Raw genomic sequence first — 18,103 nt, forward strand, 5'->3', positions numbered from 1 at the left:
TTTCGGCCTAGGCCGGGGCGATGACCGAGGCAGCTGCTACCATACGCGCCCGCTTGCAGCTCCATACACGGAATCACCTTTTGGCCACCCCCGCCGACGCGACTCAGACCAGGCTTCTCCCAGCCGAAGGCCGCGCCATCGGTGTCCTCTCACTGGTGGTGGTGTGCCGCATGCTCGGCTTGTTCATGATTCTGCCCGTGCTAGCAGTGCACACGGCAGACTACGCCGGCGCGACGCCCGCCCTGATCGGCCTGGTCATTGGTGCGTATGGCATCACCCAAGCGGCTCTGCAGATACCCTTTGGTCTTCTGTCCGATCGCATCGGGCGTCGGCCGGTCATCGTGGCCGGTTTATGCCTGTTGGCGGCGGGGTCCGTGCTCGCGGCGACGGCGCAAACGCTGCCGGTGCTGATCGTAGCGCGCGTGTTGCAGGGTGCCGGTGCGATCTCCGCAGCCGCCACGGCGTTGCTGGCTGACCTCACGCGCTTTGAGGTGCGCACCCGTGCGATGGCGCTGCTGGGTGCGAGCATCGGTGCGTCCTTCATGCTATCGCTCGTCCTGGGGCCGCTGCTGGGCGCCTGGCTCGGTGCTCGTTCCATCTTCTGGCTCACCGGCGCCCTCGCCTTGGGCGGTGTGGTGCTCGTGCTCGGCGCTGTGCCAAACCCGCCGACGCATGCCCGAAGCGCTGCTCTGCTCGATCGTGCTCGACTGGCGGAAGTGTTCGCCTCGCCCTCCCTCCTGCGGTTAGATGCCGGGGTATTCCTAGTCCATATGCAGCTGACCGCTCTCTTCGTGGCGGTGCCGTTGGTGCTGCGCGATGAGCTGGGCCTAGCGGCAGGTCGCCACTGGCAGGTTTACGTGCTGGCCATCCTCACCTCCTTGTTGGCCACCGTGCCGATGATCCGTGCGCTAGAGCGAGGCACGGGTGCTCGACGCCTTTGGGTGCTGGCCCTCATTGCCCTGGCGGTCTCGCAGGCACTGCTCGCCCTCGGTTTCGGCAGTCTTCCGGTGCTCATCGGTGCGCTGATACTCTTTTTCGTCGGTTTCAACTTCATCGAAGCGAGGTTGCCTGCCGAGGTCACCCGGGAGGCACCCGGGGACTTGCGGGGTGCGGCGACTGGCGTCTACGCCAGCAGCCAGTTCTTCGGCGCTTTCGTCGGCGGCAGCGTCGGGGGTCTGCTCTACGGATACGGCGGTCCGAGTGCCGTGTTCGCCTTCGGGGCCGCCGCTGCAGCTCTCTGGTTGGGGCTTCTGGGCGAGGCTGGTGAGTCGGCTCCGGTCGATCTGTCGAGGTGACTGTCGGTAAACGCGACGGAGTCCCCCACGTTGTGTCAAGCGGGCCGTGAGTTTTGCACTGCATCGGAATATAATTGCCTTCCTCGACCAGCCGGCCGGCAATGAGCTGCCATCCAAGCGCGCTATCGCGCGGCGGCACCAAAAAACGCTGAGCACTGTGGCTGCGGTGCCGGGGCTATTATGCGAAGGGCAACGGAACTGCCGCGTCACCAGCTGGCGATGGCGGCATCGCCGACGCTGTTCGCGGGAGCTCTAAGCGGGTTGCCGTCGTTACCGCGCGACGCATGATTGCGCAGCGCTCAAGGAGGAAGGTCGATATGGCAAGAGGAATCAACAAGGTAATTCTGGTGGGCAACCTGGGTTCAGACCCAGAGACGCGCTACTCGCCGAGCGGCAGCGCCGTAACGAAATTCAGCGTCGCCACCAGCGAGAGCTGGCGCGATAAGCAGAGCGGTGAGCGCCAGGAGCGAACCGAGTGGCACCGGGTGGTGATGTTCGCGCGACTCGCAGAGATTGGTCAGGAATATCTGCGTAAGGGTTCTCAGGTGTACATCGAGGGCAGCCTGCGCACCAACAAGTGGCAAGACAACAACGGCAACGACCGCTACACCACGGAAGTCGTGGCCAACGAGATGCAGATGCTGGGCGGCCGAGGTGGCGGCGGTATGGGCGGTGGAGAGCCGTCTTACGACGACAGTCCTCGGCGCCAGGCGCCAGCACAACAGAGTAATCCCGGTGCCGCCCCGGCTGGTGCGGCAGTCCCCGCCGCGGGTGGCGAGGGCTTTGACGACGACATTCCGTTCTAGGCGAACGCCGGGCCGGGCCTGGTGTCGCAAGTGATCGCCCGCATAAATCAATCAAAATAAGGAGTCTGCGCACATGCCCGACCTGATCAAGCCACACGGTGGCGAGCTCAAGGATCTCTACCTCCCGGAAGCTCAGCTGGAGGAGTACAAGAAGGCCGCGCTCGACTATCCCTCTTGGGATCTCACCCAGCGCCAGCTGTGCGATATCGAGCTACTGCTGAACGGCGCGTTCTCGCCGCTCGAAGGCTTCCTCGGCCAGGCTGACTACGACCGCGTGGTCGAGGAAATGCGCCTTGCCGACGGCACCCTATGGCCGATGCCGATCACGCTGGACGTCACCGAGGCTTTTGCGGAGCAGTTGAAATCAGGCGGTCACGTCGCCCTGCGCGACCAGGAGGGCGTGATGATCGCCGTCCTTGAGGTCTCCGACGTCTGGACGCCGAACAAGAGCCTGGAAGCCGAGAAGGTCTTCGGTGCTGACGACCTGGCGCACCCGGCGGTCAACTTCCTCCACAACCACGCTAACCCCGTGTACGTGGGCGGTCGCCTGGTCGGCATTCAGCAGCCCGTGCACTACGACTTCAAGCACCTGCGTGACTCGCCGAAGGAGCTACGCGCTCGCTTCGAGAAGCTCGGCTGGCGCAAGGTCGTGGCTTTCCAGACCCGCAACCCCATGCACCGCGCGCACCAGGAACTCACCTTCCGCGCCGCCAAGCAGGTGGAAGCCAACCTCCTGATCCAGCCCGTGGTCGGCATGACCAAGCCGGGTGACATCGATCACTTCACCCGCGTGCGCTGCTACGAGCACCTGCTCGACGAGTACCCAGAGCAGACCACGGCCCTGACCCTGCTGCCCCTGGCCATGCGCATGGGCGGTCCCCGCGAGGCGGTCTGGCACGCGCTGATCCGCAAGAACTACGGCTGCACGCACTTCATCGTCGGCCGCGACCACGCGGGCCCGGGCAAGAACAGCAAGGGCGAGGACTTCTACGGCGCTTACGACGCCCAGGAGATGGTGGTCGAGTACCAGAACGAGCTCGAGATCGAAATGGTGCCCTTCCGCCAGGTGGTCTACGTCTCCAACAAGGCCCAGTACGTGCCCCGCGACGAGTGCGAAGAGGGTGATGACATCCTCAGCATCTCCGGCACGGAGTTCCGTCGCCGCCTGCAGGAAGGCCTGGAGATTCCCGAGTGGTTCTCCTACCCGAAGGTAGTCGCCGAGCTGCGCAAGACCCACCCGCCGCGCCACCAACAGGGCTTTACGGTGTTCCTGACCGGTCTGTCAGGTTCCGGTAAGTCGACCATCGCCAATGCCCTGATGGTAAAGCTGATGGAGATGGGCGGGCGCAAGGTCACGCTGCTCGACGGCGACGTCGTGCGCAAGCACCTCTCCAGCGAGCTCGGTTTCTCCCGCGAGCACCGCGACCTCAACATCATGCGTATCGGCTTCGTGGCCAGTGAGATCACCAAGAACGGCGGTATCGCTATCTGCGCACCGATCGCCCCTTACACTGCCACCCGTCGCGCCGTGAAGGAGATGATCGCTGCCGGTGGAGGCTACGTCGAAGTGCACGTCGCCACGCCACTTGAGGTGTGCGAAGCACGTGATCGCAAGGGCCTGTACGCGAAGGCTCGCGCTGGCGTGATTAAGGAATTCACCGGCATCAGCGATCCCTACGAGGCGCCCGAGAACCCCGAGCTTGCGATCGATACACAGGACATTACTCCGGACCACGCGGCCCACCTGATCCTGGTAAAGCTCGAGAGCCTCGGCTTCATCAAATAGGGTGGCCGTGTGATCGCCAGCCGCCCAGTAGAGCGGGCGGGGGCGATTACGGGTAAACTTTGGTGGCAGAACTAGCCGACCCGGGCGTCCGCGCCCGGGTCGTCTGCGTTTATGAGGTAGCCGTTTCCCGCGCTATCGAAGGGATTTCGGGTCCTGTCTTGGCGGCATGACCCCCAAGATCTGCCGCCTTGTGGCGCCTAGACATCTAACTCCATGAAGCTGTACATCAAGACCTACGGCTGTCAGATGAACGAGTACGATTCCGCGCGCATGGCGGACGTGCTGCGGGAGTCTCACGGTTGCGAGGTCACCTCCGAGCCTTCGGAGGCCGATATCGTCCTGTTCAACACCTGCTCGATCCGAGAGAAAGCCCAGGAGAAGGTGTTCTCTGAGCTGGGGCGCTGGAAACCCCTGAAGGTGGCCAAGCCGGACATGATCCTCGGCGTGGGCGGGTGTGTGGCCAGCCAGGAGGGGGATGCAATTCTGCGCCGGGCGCCTTACGTCGACCTGGTGTTTGGCCCTCAGACGGTTCATCGCCTACCTGACTTGATCGCCGAGCGTCGCCGCCAGGCACGCCCGCAGGTGGATATCTCCTTCCCGGAGATCGAGAAGTTCGATCGCTTGCCCGAACCGCGGGCCGACGGCCCGACTGCGTTCGTCTCCATCATGGAAGGCTGCAGCAAGTACTGCAGCTTCTGCGTCGTGCCCTACACGCGCGGTGAGGAGATCTCGCGTCCGTTCGACGAGGTGCTGGCGGAAGTGGCCGAACTCGCGGCGCAGGGTGTACGCGAAGTTACCTTGCTAGGGCAAAACGTCAATGCCTACCGAGGGCCTGCCGACGGTCGCGTCGTCGATCTGGGCGAGCTGATCTACTATGTCGCCGGTATCGACGGGATCGGCCGGGTGCGCTTCACCACCTCCCATCCGGTGGAGTTCTCCAGCAGTCTCATCGAGGCGTACGCCTTGGTTCCCGAACTACCGGACTACCTGCACCTGCCGGTGCAGAGCGGTTCCGATCGCATCCTGTCGGCGATGAAGCGCGGCTACACGTCCCTGGAGTTCAAGCACAAGGTCTCCCGCCTCCGCGAAGTACGCCCAAACATCAGCCTATCCTCTGACTTCATCGTCGGATTTCCCGGCGAGACGGATCGTGACTTCCAGGCCACAATGGATCTGGTTGCAAGCGTCGGTTTCGACCAGTCTTTTAGTTTCGTGTACAGCGCGCGACCCGGTACTCCTGCTTCGGGACTGCCGGACGACATGCCCCAATCCGTCAAGAAAGAGCGGCTGGCGTTACTCCAGGCCCGCCTCAATCAGCAGGCGTTGGCGATCAGTGAGGCGATGGTGGGCACTCGACAGCGAGTGCTGGTCGAGCGCCAGTCCCGCAAGAGCGAGCAGCAGCTGACTGGGCGCACAGAGAACATGCGCTGGGTTAACTTCGATGCACCACAGTACCTAATTGGTGAGTTCGTCGATGTAGTCATTACCGAGGCCCTGCCCAACTCTCTGCGTGGACGCCTGGCCACGGAGCGTGCCCCTGAGATTGCCAGCGTAGCGGCCCTCGAACGCTCTTGAACGTCACCCGAACATCGCGAGAACTGACCTTGGAGCCGGCCGATAACGCCCGGCTCGCGAACCTGTGTGGTCAGCTCGACGAACACCTGCGCCACATCGAGCAGCGCCTGGGGGTGGAGATCGCATACCGTGGCGCGCAGTTTCGCGTCGACGGCGACGAGGACGGTACGCTCCTCGCCACCAAAGTGATAGAGCGCCTCTTCGCCCAGGCGGGTCGCGAAGACCTCACGCCACAACACGTGCACTTCGCTCTCCAGGAGATTGGCGCTCGAGAGGCGACGATGGGCCCCACAGAGACCTCGGGTAGCGCTGCGAGGTCCGCCATCGATGATGATGTGGTGGTGCGGGCGCGCCGCCTGCAGATACGGGGTCGGGGCGACAACCAGCGTCGCTACTTACGCAACATCCGCGACGCGGACCTCAACTTTGGCGTCGGCCCCGCGGGTACGGGCAAGACGTACCTCGCCGTGGCGGCGGCCGTGGAGGCGCTGGAGACGGAGACCGTGCGCCGATTGGTGCTGGTGCGCCCAGCAGTGGAGGCGGGTGAGCGTCTTGGCTTTCTGCCAGGTGACATGTCTCAGAAGGTCGATCCCTATCTACGACCGATCTACGATGCGCTTTACGAGATGCTCGGCTTCGATCGGGTGGCTAAGCTTATCGATCGCCACGTGATCGAGATCGCACCGCTGGCCTTTATGCGCGGGCGCAGCCTGAACGAAGCCTTTGTCATTCTGGATGAGGCGCAGAACACCAGCGTTTCGCAGATGAAGATGTTTCTAACGCGTATCGGCTTCGGTACTCGGGCAGTCGTGACCGGCGATGTCACGCAAACTGATCTGCCGCGCCAACAGCTCTCGGGCCTACGCCATGCGCTCGAGGTGTTACGTGAGGTGGAGGGAGTACGCGTGACGCGGTTTACCGTGGCCGACGTGGTGCGTCATCCCCTCGTGCAGAGAATCGTGGAAGCCTACGAGCGCGCCCCGAAGGCGGATAGCGGGGGGCGCGAGGGAAACGATAGCCCCCCATCAGCGCCGCTCGACAGCGAGCAACACCGTTGAGTCAAGACGCGACCTTCTCTATGGACACGGCGCTTGAGCACGAGATCGACGTCGCGGGCGAGCTGGAGCCGCTGCCCGTGTCGCCAGCGCAGCTGGCGTCTTGGGTTCGCCTGGCCCTAGAGTCGGCGCCGGGTGCGAGCTCAGTGGGGGTGCAGATCGTCGACCGTGAGACGATTCAGATCTTGAACGCCCACTACCGTGACCGCGACAAGGCCACCAACGTGTTGTCCTTTCCGGCGGATGTCCCCGCGCCCTTGCCTGTGCGACCCCTGGGCGATGTGGTGGTCTGTGCCGAGGTGGTGGCCGAGCAAGCGCGAGCTGGTGCAATCGAGCCGGCAGCGCACTGGGCGCACATGGTGATCCACGGCACGTTACACCTGCTCGGTTACGACCACGAGGCTGATGGAGAGGCTGCCGTGATGGAAGCACGTGAATCGGAGCTTCTGGCGCGTGCCGGCTTCGAAGACCCTTACCGATCAAGACACGAGGACCCCTGAGCGACGATGAGCGACGACCAACCTCCTAGTAGCAACGGTTCCGGCCCGCGCAGCTGGCTCAAGCGCCTGACTCAGGCCTTAGGTAGCGAGCCCCGGGACCGTGAAACACTGGTCGAAATCCTCGAGGATGCGCAGCAGCGCGGTCTTTACGATGCGGACGCCTTCGGTATGATCCAGGGCGTACTCGAGGTGTCCGAAATGCAGGTGCGGGACATTATGATCCCGCGCCCGCACATGGTGGTGGCCGAGCGCGACGCCAAACCTCAGGAGCTGCTGCCCATCATCATCGATTCCGGCCACTCGCGCTTTCCGGTCATCGGTGAACACCGCGACGAGGTCGTCGGTATCCTGCTTGCCAAGGACCTCCTGCGCTACTTTGCGGAGGGCAGCGACGCCGCGTTCAACATCCGCGACTACCTGCGTAAGGCGGTGTTCATCCCGGAGAGCAAGCGCCTCAACGTGCTGCTCAAGGAGTTTCGCGACAGCCAGAATCACATGGCGATCGTGGTGGACGAGTACGGTGGCGTGTCTGGTCTGGTCACTATTGAAGATGTGATCGAGCAGATCGTCGGTGATATTGACGACGAGCACGATGTAGAGGATGAAGACATCGCCGCCGATGGCGACGACCGCTTCGCCGTGCGTGCTGTCACCCGCATCGACGACTTCAACGATTACTTCCGAACCGACTTCGCCGCCGAGGACTACGATACGATTGGCGGTATGGTCATCCATCGCTTCGGTCGACTACCTCGCCGTGGCGAGAGCGTCGTCGTTGGCGGCTTCAGCTTTAGGGTGATGCGGGCGACCCGTCGCCGGATCGATCTGCTCCAGGTGATTCGCGCCGAGATCCCGCAAAGCGACGAGGGCGATTGATCACCCGATGGATGCGGAACTGCCGCTCTGGCTAACGCGCCTCATGGAGGGTCGGCGCGGCGATCTGCTGGCGCTCATCGCGGGTGCCCCCCTCACCTTCGCCTTCGCACCCTTTGGGTGGTTTGTTGTCGCCATCGCGTCCCTGGCGGTGCTCTACCTGAGTTGGCTGGAGCAAATGCCGCGCCGCGCCGCTTGGCGAGGATTTCTGTTCGGTGCTGCGGGATTTTTAGGTGGCACCTACTGGCTGTACATCAGCCTGCACGAGTTCGGTGAGGCGCCGCTGTTCATAGCCATTCCGATGATGCTGGGGTTGGTGGCCGTGATGGCGAGCTACTTCGCATTCGCGGGATGGCTGGTGTGCTGGCTACAGCGCTTGGCTGGAGGTGGTTCGGCGCTCTCCCTGCTCGCGCTGATGCCTGGTGCGTTGGTTCTCACGGAATGGCTGAGGGGCTGGGTGGCCACGGGGTTCCCCTGGTTCGCCTGGGGCTACTCGCAAACAGACTCGACGTTGATCGGTTGGGCGCCCGTTTTCGGCGTGCTCGGGGTTAGCCTCGCCGTGGCACTGAGCGCCGGCACGCTGGCTCTGTTGGCCGTTGGCCGAGGCGTGACGCAGCGAGCGTTGGCGCTTGGCGTTTTGCTCGGCGTATGGCTAGGGGGACTAGCACTGGAGCGCGTCGAATGGTCCACACCTCTCGGCGCTGCCCTAGAGGTCGGCGTGGTCCAGGGCGGAATCTCCCAGGATCTGAAGTGGCAAGCGGAGCAGCTGCCGAAGACTAAGGCGCTCTACCGCCGCCTGACGGACGAGCACTGGGATGCTGATCTGCTGATCTGGCCGGAGGCTGCGATACCCGCTCTCGCCAATCGTGAGCGCGATTACTTCGCCGATCTTTTCAACACCGCCCGGCGCCAGAACACCGGGCTTTTGATCGGTGCGATTCAGGCCAAGGGGCCGCGCGATGATCGGCGCTACTACAACAGCGTGTTCGGCGTGAACCGGCTGGGTGTAACCGAGTATCACAAGCGCCACCTCGTGCCCTTCGGCGAGTACTTTCCCGTGCCACACTTCGTGCGGCGCTGGATGAGAAGCCTCAATCTGCCCTACTCGGACTTCGAGTCCGGCCCTGCCGGGCAGGCACCCCTGCAGGTGGCCGGGCAGCGGGTGGGCGTATCGATCTGCTACGAAGACGTCTTTGGCAACGAGCTTCGCGCCATGCTGCCCGCGGCCAGCTTCCTCGCGAACGTGAGCAACGATGCCTGGTTCGGAGGCTCCGTGGCGCCCTACCAGCACCTGCAGATCGCGCGGATGCGCGCCATCGAGGTGGCCCGACCTATGGTGCGATCCACCAATAGCGGAATCTCCGCCTATATCGAGCACGACGGGGCCCTACGTGAGGTTACGGGCTTGTTCGATGCTGTCGTGCTGCGTGGCCAGGTACAGCCCCGGGAAGGTCTGACCCCTTATGTCCGCTGGGGGGACTGGCCGACGATTTCATTAGTTGTACTCATGCTGCTAATCGCGCCCTTCGCTCGCCTCCTGTCGATGAGATCCTAGCCTGCGCTTTACCCAACGCTTATGTGACGCACTTCTCGCTCTGCAGCGAGGAGGATCGTCGAGCGACAACGTTGCCGCGCTTGCGCTGCCGCAGACTTTGGCCATCGTCCCGTTAGGGGCTTGTGTTTTCTCTCGCGGAGGAGCGGAGTCATCATGAAGCGCGCAGCCAGTCTGCTCGGCGCCACCACGATCGCGATCGCAGCGATCGTCGGGCTTAAAGCGCCGACGGGATCGGATGTATTCGCAGGCGAGGCGGTGACGCCTGTGCCTGCTCTAGACAACACGGTAGCCCGCCCGGTCGCTGCCTCGATCGATGTTCCCCAGGGCCCGGCTGCGCCCACTGTCCCCGGGGCGCGCACCGCTTCGCAGGCGGTGGCGACTGAAGTTCCTCCGCCACTCGCTGTGTCGCTCGCGCGGGCTGAACAGGCTCGAGCGGCTGATCGTCAATACCGTGCCACGACAGGGCAAGCTCCTGCAGCTGCGCCTGGTGATCGCAGCCATGGCCAGCTGTCCGTCCGTGCAGGGGCCTTCGTGCCGCCCGCTGTGGGGCAAGTGGATCAGGTGATCTCTATGCCTCCGGGGCTCACCCTGGCCCAATTGGAGCGCGAGCTCGACGCCGCGGGCGGTGAGGTGCTTCGAGCCTACGGCAACTTCGCCATGGTTGCGGTACGGTTGCCCGCTGAGGACGCAGCCGCCTTCTTGGCTGACAATGGCATCCAACGTGCAGTCGAGGATGAGGTTGTCGAAATGGCTTGGAGTGGCGCTGGTTCGGGTAGCCGTAGTGCCATGCTCGAAGCCGCCAACGTGCCCACCGCCACGTCCGCCTCCTCGCGGATCGGCATAGCCGTGATCGACGGCGGTGTCTTCGAGCACCGGGATGTCAACGTGCAGCGCCACGCAAACTTCATTCAACCCTCCACTCGCCAGCAGGGCGCGCGCAGCGAGTCAGGCCCGCAGGCGTTGTATATCTTCGATGAAGGGCAGGGTGCTCGCGTGTTCGACCGTGCTGACCACGGTGGGCAACCGGCTCATCTGGAGTACGTATCGCTCCTGAACGACGCGGAGTACAACGCACTCGTGTCGAGCTACTACCCGGGCGGCGTGCACCCCGATCAGGTGTCCTTGAAGTCCCTGCGCTCCGTCGGTGGAGGGGCGGCGCGCTTCATGGATCTGCTCAACTACAGCAACAAGGCGCTGAAAGTGCTGTGGGTGAACTTCGAGGGCGAGCCAGAGCATTACCACACGGTGGCGCCCTTCGGTTATCAGAGCTGGCAGACCCGCGCCGCCCACCCCTGGATCATCGCCGATGCCGTGACGGGGGAGTACCTGAGCGTCATCGAGTCGCCCACGGACTCGCCCTACAACGACTTTCACGGCAACCCCATCACCTGGCACGGCCAGGGCGCGAGCGTCGCCAACGGCTCTCTGCGTGCGCAGTTCTCCGGGGTCAGCCGCATCACCGCCGAGTGTCGCAAGACGGACTTCATGGCGGTGGAGGCGTGGCTAACACTACCGCCCGCGAGCTTGGTGCACGGCGAGGTGACCGTACTACGCCACGGCGTGGGATCGAACAACTCCTTCGAGCTTGAAGACCTCGGTTCGAACGGCATGGAGTTGAGCATCAAGACCACACGGGGCAACTTGGTCGCCAGGTGGATGCCCCCACACCGAAACGCAGTGCCCCAGCACATCGTCGCGAAGCTCGGTGCTGATCGCTACCTGCGCGTCTTCGTCGATGCGCAGCAAGTCTTTAGCCAGTACGTGAGCTCGTCCCACAAGCTCGACAGCTGGCCGGAGCAGGGCCGTCTACAGCTCGGGTTGTACGATACGACGAGGGCCTGGGCCGGAGAGTACAACCTGCTTGCCGTGCACTGTGACAACAAGCAGAACTCCACGGCCGGGAGCTTCTACGCAGAGGGCCCCGACGCCTTCATTACCGACCGTGACCCGGCAGGTCACGGCACGCACGTTGCTGGTGCCCTGTCTGGCAATGGGCTCGGCTCCCTCGGTCAGTACCGCGGGGTTGCCTCCCAAGCGCCGATCTTCGACCTGCGCGTTCTCGATGGGGAAGGCAAAGGCACAGTGAGTGCCGTGTTGTCCGCCCTCGATTGGGTGGCTAACAACGCGACGCAGTACGACATTCGCGTCGTGAACATGAGCTTGGGTAAAGCCGTAGAGGCGGCAGCGGAGTTTGATCCGCTCGTGCAGGCCGTAGAGGCGCTCTGGGCTGATGGCATCGTGGTAGTGGCCTCTGCCGGCAACTACGGTTCTCTTGGCAACTTCTACATCACCAGCCCGGGAATCGCGCGTAACATCATCACGGTGGGCTCGGTAACGGATGGGGGGACTGGGCTGAACTTCGCCGATGACTACGTCTCGAGCTACTCCTCTCGCGGCCCCACCATGTACGACCACTTCCTGAAGCCGGACCTGCTCGCGCCGGGCAACCGCGTGGTCGCCGCGGTCGCGGGCCACGCCAATCTGAAGGAGCAACTGCCTGAAGGCGTGGTCGAGTGTCTCCTCGACTGCGACGGTGGCAGCTACCTCGAGATGTCAGGCACCAGCATGGCGGCCGGTGTGGTCTCCGGTGCTGCAGCCCTGATGCTGGCGGAGGATCCTTCCCTCAACCCCGCCACCGTCAAGGCACGCTTGATGCGCTCGGCGCGGAAGATCGCAGGCGATCCAGTGGAGGTCGGTGCGGGTGTACTCGATGTGCAGGCCGCGCTTGCGCAGGGTGGTTTCGCCGCGACCGCGCCGTCGCCGAAGATGTCTCGCTCGCAGCAGGGCTCGGTCATTCTTATCGAGGACACCGGCGAGCTGTGGGGCTCCACTCAGTGGGGCGCTGCCTACCTTTGGAGTGATGGCTACCTCTGGAACGATGGCTACCTCTGGAGCGATGGCTACCTCTGGAACGATGCTTATCTGTGGAGCGACGGCTACCTCTGGAGCGATGGCTACCTCTGGAGTGACGGCTATCTCTGGAGTGATGCGTACCTGTGGAGCGATGCCTATCTCTGGAGTGATGCGTACCTGTGGAGCGACGGATACCTCTGGAGTGATGGCACCATCACCCAGGATACTGTTGGCCGCGGCGACTAGGCCCTCGAGCGACAGGAGTGAAAGCGATGACCAAGCTGACCATGTCGATCGTGTTGGCCTTTGGGGTCTCAGGCGCTGCCGGCGCACCTGTCCTTGGTGCATTTAGCGCTGAGCAGGTCGCGCAGGGCGCACCTTCCCCTCATCCCGTCGAGCGGGTGATGGTGGATATGGTGTCCAGGGACGATGCAGAGATCATTCTGCTGCGCCTGGGCGTTGATCCAAGCCGCATCGAGCACAGTGCTCACGGAGTAATTGCTCCCCTTACGCTGGGGCAGCGAAGCGCCTTGGCGCGCTTGGAAAGCGTGCAGCTGCGTTAGCGATCAATGGCGTTGGGATGCCAGGGACCACCGAGGAAACCCGATGGCCCCTTTGCGCCTAGCCCGTTGCGCGTTCTTCTGGGCTGCTTACCAATGGCGCCGTTAGCTCGGCGGCGACGACGCAGTTGCGACCCCTTGACTTCGCTCGGTAGAGGGCGAGGTCCGCTTCGCGGAACAGTGATAGCGGCTCACGCTCCTCCTCCTCCGGAGGTAGCGTGGCTACGCCGACGCTGAGGGTGACGTAGGCAGAGATACTGGAATCCGGGTGTGGTATCTCGCACTGCTCTAGGTGACAGCGCAGGGCTTCGCCGAGCTTCGTGGCCTCGCGCAGGTCGGTGTTCGGCAGCAGCACCACAAACTCCTCGCCGCCGTAGCGCGCCAGGAGGGTCTCGGCTGAACGTTTCTCGCAGAAGCGCTCTAGCTCATCGGCTACGGCGCGTAGGCACTCGTCCCCCGCGCCGTGGCCGACCGCATCGTTGTAGCGCTTGAAGTAGTCGATGTCGGCGACCAGTAGCCCAACGGCGCAACCCTTGGCGCGGGCCTCCTGCCACGCGTCGTCCAAGCGTGAGGCGAAGCGGCGCCGGTTGTAGAGATTGGTCAGCGGATCGCGCTCGGAAAGGATCTTGAGTTCGTCGACTAGCGCTTCCTTCTCCAAGCGGTTTTGCTCGGAGGTGATCAGCGTGTGGTGCACGCGATGGCCGGAGATGAGCATGAAGGCGAACCAGGCGATCCACTCGGCGACCAGCGTGTAGTGGAAACCGCTTTCGAGCGGCCACATGAGCAGCGGCAGGGAGAGGGCCAGGGGGATCGTGAAGCAGCCGAAGGACACGATAGAGGCCGAAGTGGTGGCGATGGCTGCACCCACGACGCCTGCGACGGAGATCACGGCGATCGTGAGCTCGGGCGGGGATCCGAGTGAGACCACGGCCGCCACATTGACGATCCATGCAGTCGCGTGACATAACGTTGTCCCCGCGTGCAGATTCCGCCAGGTGACCGGGCTAAAGAGGCCGGAGCGGCGGCGGTGGGCCATGTAGAGCGCAGTGCGTGTGATGGCGAACAGCAGCGTCAAGCAGACCCACCAGTACAGGGAAGCGGCCGGCAGCTCGCCGCCGTAGTAGGCCAGGTTGATGCCGAACACCGTGAGTGCTCCGAGCACCGTCGCTGGGATATGGCAGTACAGGATGGCGATCAGCCGTTCCTGCAGGGCTGCCTTCAAACGACCAGATTGTTTGGGAGTCACCTGACGTCCCTCCCCCTAGCAGACTGGCCAGTGAACCGGATTCGGCCTGCAGGAGCAAGCTGCAGCGGCAGGCGACGGCCCTGCGAGCACCGGCCGGTGCTATGCTCTGCGTCTATCCGATTGCCCGCTAACGCCCTGCGCAAAGAGGCGAGAGGCGGTTTCGGTACCGGAAAACGCATGAGAACGGCGAAACGCTGCTATTTCTAGCGGAGCGAGACGTACGGCGCCGATCCGCGTGCCAAAGAAAGGTAGATGCGCGCCTCAACGGTCCTGTCGCTTGACCTGGGAGGTGAGCAGATTCGTAAGGTGATTGACAGGCCTGCATGCCGGCCAAGAGGTGGTGAGCGGATGAGCGCGTGGCGACGAGGGTGGGCGATGGGCTTGATTGCAGTTTTGACAGCCTGTCCGATACTCGCCGGCTGCGGCTTCACGCTGCAGGGCGCCGGGGAGCTGCCGGATGAGATGCGCGCAACTTACCTCGAGACGGCTGACCCACGCAGTGAGTTCGCTGAAGCCCTGCGACGAACCTTGGACTCCCGTGGTCAGCCGTTGGTAGCGAACCGCGCCCAGGCCTCCGCAGTGCTGCGCCTGCTCCAGGATGAGGCGGGCGAGAGGATCCTGTCCGTTTCGGCCACGGGCGTGCCCGAGGAGTTGGAACTCTACCACACGGTGCGCTTCCAGCTGCGGGCAGGCAATCGCGTGCTTATCCGCGAAGAGCAGATCACCGTGACCCGCGACTACCGCTTCGATCCGAATGACATTTTGGGCAAACGCCGCGAAGCGCAACTGCTCAAGGACGCGTTGGTCGCAGACCTCGTCAACCGGTTCTTTCGACGCTTGGACCTACTCGCTCGCGAGAATGGCTAATCGCCCTGGCCCGCCGGACGTGCTCCGCGTTGGTGACATCGACCCCGGGCCCTTGGGTGCACTCCTGTCGCGCCTTGGCATGAGCTTCGAGCTGCTGGAGCTACAGCAGGCGGTGCCAGGCTCCTACTGGGGCGAGGCCGAGGCCGGACTCGTCGGCCAGCGCCTGCTTGCTCGGCCCGATACGCCTGTGCATTCGGTCCTTCACGAAGCGTGTCACTACCTCTGCATGGATCGACACCGACGGGCCAATCTACATACGGACGCAGGCGGGGATGATGAGGAGGAGTGCGCCGTCTGCGCGCTGCAGGTGCTCCTGGCGGATGAGCTGGCTGAGGTTGGTCGCGAGCGGATGCTGAGCGATATGGACCGATGGGGGTACACCTTTCGCCTCGGATCTGCCCGGCGCTGGTGGTACACGGAGGCGGAGGAGGCCCGCCAATGGCTCGTGGCCAAACGCCTCGTGCCCCCGTCCGGCGCCATAGATCGCGACTGACTCGCTATGCGGTGCGTCCGCGCGGACGCGACGTTATGATGGGTGTTCGGGACTTCCACGGATGACCGCTTGAAGCTGACCACCGACAACCTCGCCACTCACGTTCAGCAGAACCTTCAGCCCGCTTATCTGGTGAGCGGAGATGAGCCCCTGCTGGTCATGGAGGCCTGCGACACGATCCGCCAGGCAGCGAGGAAGCAAGGGTTCTCTGAGCGTATCACCTTCACTACCGGCCGAGGTTTCGACTGGCAGCAGCTGCTCGCCGAGGGTGCCAGCCTGTCCCTCTTCGCCGAGCGACGCCTCATTGAGCTGCGCATGAACTCGGCCAAGCCGGGCAAGGCAGGCGACAAAGCGATCTGCGACTTTATGGCGGCGGAGCCCACGGATACCCTGTTACTGGTGGTCGCCCCTAAGCTCGACAAGACGGCGTCCAGGGCTGCTTGGGTAAAGGCCTTGACGAGTTCGGGCGGGCACCTGGCGCTCTGGCCACCGGAGCTTCAGCAGTTGCCGACCTGGATAGGGCAGCGCTTGCGTTCGCGCGGCTTCGAGGCTAGCAGGGAGGCAACCGCGCTGATCGCCGACCGAGTGGAAGGCAACCTACTTGCCGCTGCCCAAGAGGTGGACAAGCTCTCCTTGCTCCACTCGCCCGGCACACTCGATGAGCAGGCCGTGCGCGAAGCTGTTGCGGACAGCGCCCGCTACGATGTCTTCGCCTTGGCCGACGCGGCCCTTGCGGCGCGCGCTCCGCGTGCATTGCGCGTGCTCGGCGGTCTGCGCGCCGAGGGCGCTGAGCCCACACTCGTGCTGTGGGCGCTGACGCGCGAGCTGCGCTCCCTCGCCGCTATCGCCTGGGCCCTGGCGACAGGGCGCCCAGAGGCAGAGGCTATGCGCGGGGTCTGGCCCCGACGCCAGCGTCTGCTGGCGAGCGCGGCGCGGCGCTTGACCTTGCCTGGCATCCACCGCGCCTTACACCAGGCTGGGTACGCGGATGAAGTCGTCAAAGGTGCTCGACCGGGCGTGGATCCCTGGACTGTTGTCACTGGCTTGGTAGTGAGCGTTTGCGGAGTTGCGGCGTGAGTGCCATCGGCGTCTTTGGCGGCACCTTCGATCCTGTGCACTACGGCCACCTGCGGACCGCATTCGAGTTGCTGCGGGCCCTACGGTTGGACGAGGTGCGCTTCATGCCCGCCGGGACGCCGCCCCATCGCGGTCAGCCGATGGCGGCCGCGGCCCTGCGCTTGGCGATGGTCCAAGCAGCGGTGCGCGATTTGCCGGGATTTACCGTGGACGATCGCGAGCTTCGTCGCGAAGGCCCGTCCTACTCGGTCGACACATTGGGCGATTTGCGCGCGGAGTTCCCCACTCGCCCCCTGCTGTTGATCGTCGGGATGGACGCTTTTATCGGTTTACCGAAGTGGCATCACTGGCGCGAGATCTTGCAGCTGGCTCACGTGGTTGTTGCTCACAGGCCCGGTTGGCGTACGCCTGCGACCGGTCCCCTGGGCGAGCTGCTGCTCGATAGGGGAACCGGTACCGTAGGCGACCTACACGAATCGGTCGGTGGCCACATCTACATCCACGCGGTTACCCAACTGGAAATCGCATCGACGAGCGTTCGCACGCTGATCGCGCGCGGGCAGGACCCCAGGTTTTTGATGCCTGAGGCGGTAAGGAAGATCATCTTCGAAACGGGCTGTTACCGGGAGCCGGGCAAGGGGCCGGGCGAATCGGTGAGCACCGGGGAGGGCGACGGGACGGCATGGTGACGCAAGCGGCGCTGGCGGACTTGGTCGAGGGCGCGCTCGAGGAGCTTAGGGCGCGGGACATCCGCGTGCTCGATGTGAGCGGGCTCACGAGCATCATGGACACCATGGTGGTGGCTAGTGGTACGTCGGATCGACACGTACGTGCTCTGGCAGACAAGGTAGTGCAAGCTGCCAAGGCGGCTGGCGTGCCGCCCCTCGGTATGGAGGGCGAAACCCAGGGCGAATGGGTGCTGGTGGATCTTGGCGATCTGGTGTTGCACATCATGCTGCCTCAGATCCGCGATCTGTATCAGCTTGAGAAGCTGTGGGATGCGCAGCGCTTCGGCGGCGCAGATCTCGCCAACGATTCGCGTTAGCTCATGCGCATGCGTCTCCTCGCCGTGGGCACGCGCATGCCCGCCTGGGTCAACATCGCAGTCGACGAGTACCGTCGTCGCTTTCCCCGCGACCTATCCCTAGAGCTCGTGGAGATAGCTCCCGGCGCGCGCGGCGGAACACGCTACGATGCGGCCAAGGCGATGGGGCAAGAGGCACAACGGCTCACCGCCAAGCTTGATTCGCGAGACCACGTGGTGGCTCTAGAAGTTGATGGGCGCCAGCTCGACACGCAAGCCCTGGCCAAGTGGCTACAAGGGCGGCGCGAGCAGGGCCAAGATCTAGCGTTTCTGATCGGCGGTGCCGACGGCCTTGACTGTTCATTAACATCGCGTATTCAGGAGCGCCTGTCTCTGTCCCCCCTGACCCTGCCCCACGCGATCGCCAGAGTCGTGCTGATCGAGCAGCTTTATCGCGCCTGGACGATTACCGCGGGTCACCCGTACCATCGCGCGGCGGCGGCCAGTGCCATATCGCGGTGAGCGGGTACTCTCTAGT

17 protein-coding genes are annotated in these 18,103 nt (G+C 64.0%); 16 read left to right on the forward strand and 1 reads right to left on the reverse strand.

The features are described from left to right. Positions 1-80 precede the first annotated feature (80 nt). The 10 genes from AAGA68_08620 (at position 81) to AAGA68_08665 (ending at position 12,861) form a co-directional block, all read left to right on the forward strand. Positions 81-1,295 (forward strand): MFS transporter, encoded by a 1,215-nt coding sequence (locus tag AAGA68_08620; GenBank protein ID MEM9385111.1) that lies wholly within the window; start codon positions 81-83, stop codon positions 1,293-1,295. A gap of 317 nt (positions 1,296-1,612) precedes the next feature. Then, positions 1,613-2,101 (forward strand): single-stranded DNA-binding protein, encoded by a 489-nt coding sequence (gene ssb, locus AAGA68_08625; protein ID MEM9385112.1) that lies wholly within the window; start codon positions 1,613-1,615, stop codon positions 2,099-2,101. Between the two features lie 73 nt (positions 2,102-2,174). Further along, positions 2,175-3,887: a bifunctional sulfate adenylyltransferase/adenylylsulfate kinase gene (locus tag AAGA68_08630; GenBank protein MEM9385113.1), complete on the forward strand. Its 1,713-nt coding sequence runs from the start codon at positions 2,175-2,177 to the stop codon at positions 3,885-3,887. Between the two features lie 213 nt (positions 3,888-4,100). After that, positions 4,101-5,462: a tRNA (N6-isopentenyl adenosine(37)-C2)-methylthiotransferase MiaB gene (gene miaB, locus AAGA68_08635; protein MEM9385114.1), complete on the forward strand. Its 1,362-nt coding sequence runs from the start codon at positions 4,101-4,103 to the stop codon at positions 5,460-5,462. Further along, a complete protein-coding gene (locus AAGA68_08640) occupies positions 5,459-6,520 on the forward strand; it encodes a PhoH family protein (protein ID MEM9385115.1) in 1,062 nt (353 codons plus the stop codon). The genes miaB and AAGA68_08640 overlap by 4 nt, the downstream gene beginning before the upstream one ends. Further along, positions 6,517-7,017: an rRNA maturation RNase YbeY gene (gene ybeY, locus AAGA68_08645; protein MEM9385116.1), complete on the forward strand. Its 501-nt coding sequence runs from the start codon at positions 6,517-6,519 to the stop codon at positions 7,015-7,017. The genes AAGA68_08640 and ybeY overlap by 4 nt, the downstream gene beginning before the upstream one ends. 6 nt (positions 7,018-7,023) lie before the next feature. Continuing rightward, positions 7,024-7,893 carry a transporter associated domain-containing protein gene (locus AAGA68_08650; protein MEM9385117.1) on the forward strand — a complete coding sequence of 290 codons (870 nt, stop codon included), beginning with the start codon at positions 7,024-7,026 and terminating at the stop codon, positions 7,891-7,893. A gap of 7 nt (positions 7,894-7,900) precedes the next feature. After that, positions 7,901-9,445: an apolipoprotein N-acyltransferase gene (gene lnt / locus AAGA68_08655; GenBank protein MEM9385118.1), complete on the forward strand. Its 1,545-nt coding sequence runs from the start codon at positions 7,901-7,903 to the stop codon at positions 9,443-9,445. 153 nt (positions 9,446-9,598) lie between these two features. Beyond that, the gene (locus AAGA68_08660; GenBank protein ID MEM9385119.1) at positions 9,599-12,544 is read left to right on the forward strand and encodes a S8 family serine peptidase; all 2,946 of its coding nucleotides are present in this window, start codon (positions 9,599-9,601) and stop codon (positions 12,542-12,544) included. Between the two features lie 26 nt (positions 12,545-12,570). Then, on the forward strand, positions 12,571-12,861 hold the full coding sequence (locus tag AAGA68_08665; GenBank protein ID MEM9385120.1) for a hypothetical protein: 291 nt from the start codon (positions 12,571-12,573) through the stop codon (positions 12,859-12,861). A 58-nt stretch (positions 12,862-12,919) separates the two neighbouring features. Here AAGA68_08665 and AAGA68_08670 read toward each other — a convergent pair whose 3' ends face one another. Further along, the gene (locus tag AAGA68_08670) at positions 12,920-14,104 is read right to left on the reverse strand and encodes a GGDEF domain-containing protein (protein MEM9385121.1); all 1,185 of its coding nucleotides are present in this window, start codon (positions 14,102-14,104) and stop codon (positions 12,920-12,922) included. 375 nt (positions 14,105-14,479) lie between these two features. On the opposite strand from AAGA68_08670, the gene lptE reads away from it, so the two are divergent. The 6 genes from lptE to rlmH all read left to right on the forward strand — a co-directional run bounded on the left by lptE (position 14,480) and on the right by rlmH (position 18,087). Beyond that, positions 14,480-14,971, forward strand: a complete 492-nt coding sequence (lptE, locus tag AAGA68_08675; GenBank protein MEM9385122.1) for an LPS assembly lipoprotein LptE — start codon at positions 14,480-14,482, stop codon at positions 14,969-14,971. A 79-nt stretch (positions 14,972-15,050) separates the two neighbouring features. Further along, entirely contained in the window at positions 15,051-15,464 is a 414-nt protein-coding gene (locus AAGA68_08680) for a hypothetical protein (GenBank protein MEM9385123.1), read from the forward strand. Between the two features lie 69 nt (positions 15,465-15,533). Beyond that, positions 15,534-16,541 carry a DNA polymerase III subunit delta gene (gene holA / locus AAGA68_08685; protein ID MEM9385124.1) on the forward strand — a complete coding sequence of 336 codons (1,008 nt, stop codon included), beginning with the start codon at positions 15,534-15,536 and terminating at the stop codon, positions 16,539-16,541. Further along, complete coding sequence (gene nadD, locus AAGA68_08690; protein MEM9385125.1) at positions 16,538-17,230, forward strand: nicotinate-nucleotide adenylyltransferase; 693 nt, start codon at positions 16,538-16,540, stop codon at positions 17,228-17,230. The genes holA and nadD overlap by 4 nt, the downstream gene beginning before the upstream one ends. Then, complete coding sequence (gene rsfS / locus AAGA68_08695) at positions 17,224-17,586, forward strand: ribosome silencing factor (protein ID MEM9385126.1); 363 nt, start codon at positions 17,224-17,226, stop codon at positions 17,584-17,586. The genes nadD and rsfS overlap by 7 nt, the downstream gene beginning before the upstream one ends. A 3-nt stretch (positions 17,587-17,589) precedes the next feature. Beyond that, the gene (rlmH, locus tag AAGA68_08700) at positions 17,590-18,087 is read left to right on the forward strand and encodes a 23S rRNA (pseudouridine(1915)-N(3))-methyltransferase RlmH (protein ID MEM9385127.1); all 498 of its coding nucleotides are present in this window, start codon (positions 17,590-17,592) and stop codon (positions 18,085-18,087) included. The last annotated feature ends 16 nt before the right edge of the window (positions 18,088-18,103 follow it).

The sequence above is a fragment of the Pseudomonadota bacterium genome, assembly GCA_039193195.1.
Lineage (GTDB): Bacteria > Pseudomonadota > Gammaproteobacteria > Steroidobacterales > JBCBZW01 > JBCBZW01.

Excerpts from the sequence above, each read along its gene's own strand:
- ssb (MEM9385112.1), top strand. The coding sequence starts at position 1,613 with ATGGCAAGAGGAATCAACAAGGTAATTCTGGTGGGCAACCTGGGTTCA.
- AAGA68_08630 (MEM9385113.1), top strand. The coding sequence starts at position 2,175 with ATGCCCGACCTGATCAAGCCACACGGTGGCGAGCTCAAGGATCTCTAC.
- miaB (MEM9385114.1), top strand. The coding sequence starts at position 4,101 with ATGAAGCTGTACATCAAGACCTACGGCTGTCAGATGAACGAGTACGAT.
- AAGA68_08650 (MEM9385117.1), top strand. The coding sequence starts at position 7,024 with ATGAGCGACGACCAACCTCCTAGTAGCAACGGTTCCGGCCCGCGCAGC.
- lnt (MEM9385118.1), top strand. The coding sequence starts at position 7,901 with ATGGATGCGGAACTGCCGCTCTGGCTAACGCGCCTCATGGAGGGTCGG.
- AAGA68_08660 (MEM9385119.1), top strand. The coding sequence starts at position 9,599 with ATGAAGCGCGCAGCCAGTCTGCTCGGCGCCACCACGATCGCGATCGCA.
- AAGA68_08665 (MEM9385120.1), top strand. The coding sequence starts at position 12,571 with ATGACCAAGCTGACCATGTCGATCGTGTTGGCCTTTGGGGTCTCAGGC.
- lptE (MEM9385122.1), top strand. The coding sequence starts at position 14,480 with ATGGGCTTGATTGCAGTTTTGACAGCCTGTCCGATACTCGCCGGCTGC.
- AAGA68_08680 (MEM9385123.1), top strand. The coding sequence starts at position 15,051 with ATGAGCTTCGAGCTGCTGGAGCTACAGCAGGCGGTGCCAGGCTCCTAC.
- rsfS (MEM9385126.1), top strand. The coding sequence starts at position 17,224 with ATGGTGACGCAAGCGGCGCTGGCGGACTTGGTCGAGGGCGCGCTCGAG.
- rlmH (MEM9385127.1), top strand. The coding sequence starts at position 17,590 with ATGCGCATGCGTCTCCTCGCCGTGGGCACGCGCATGCCCGCCTGGGTC.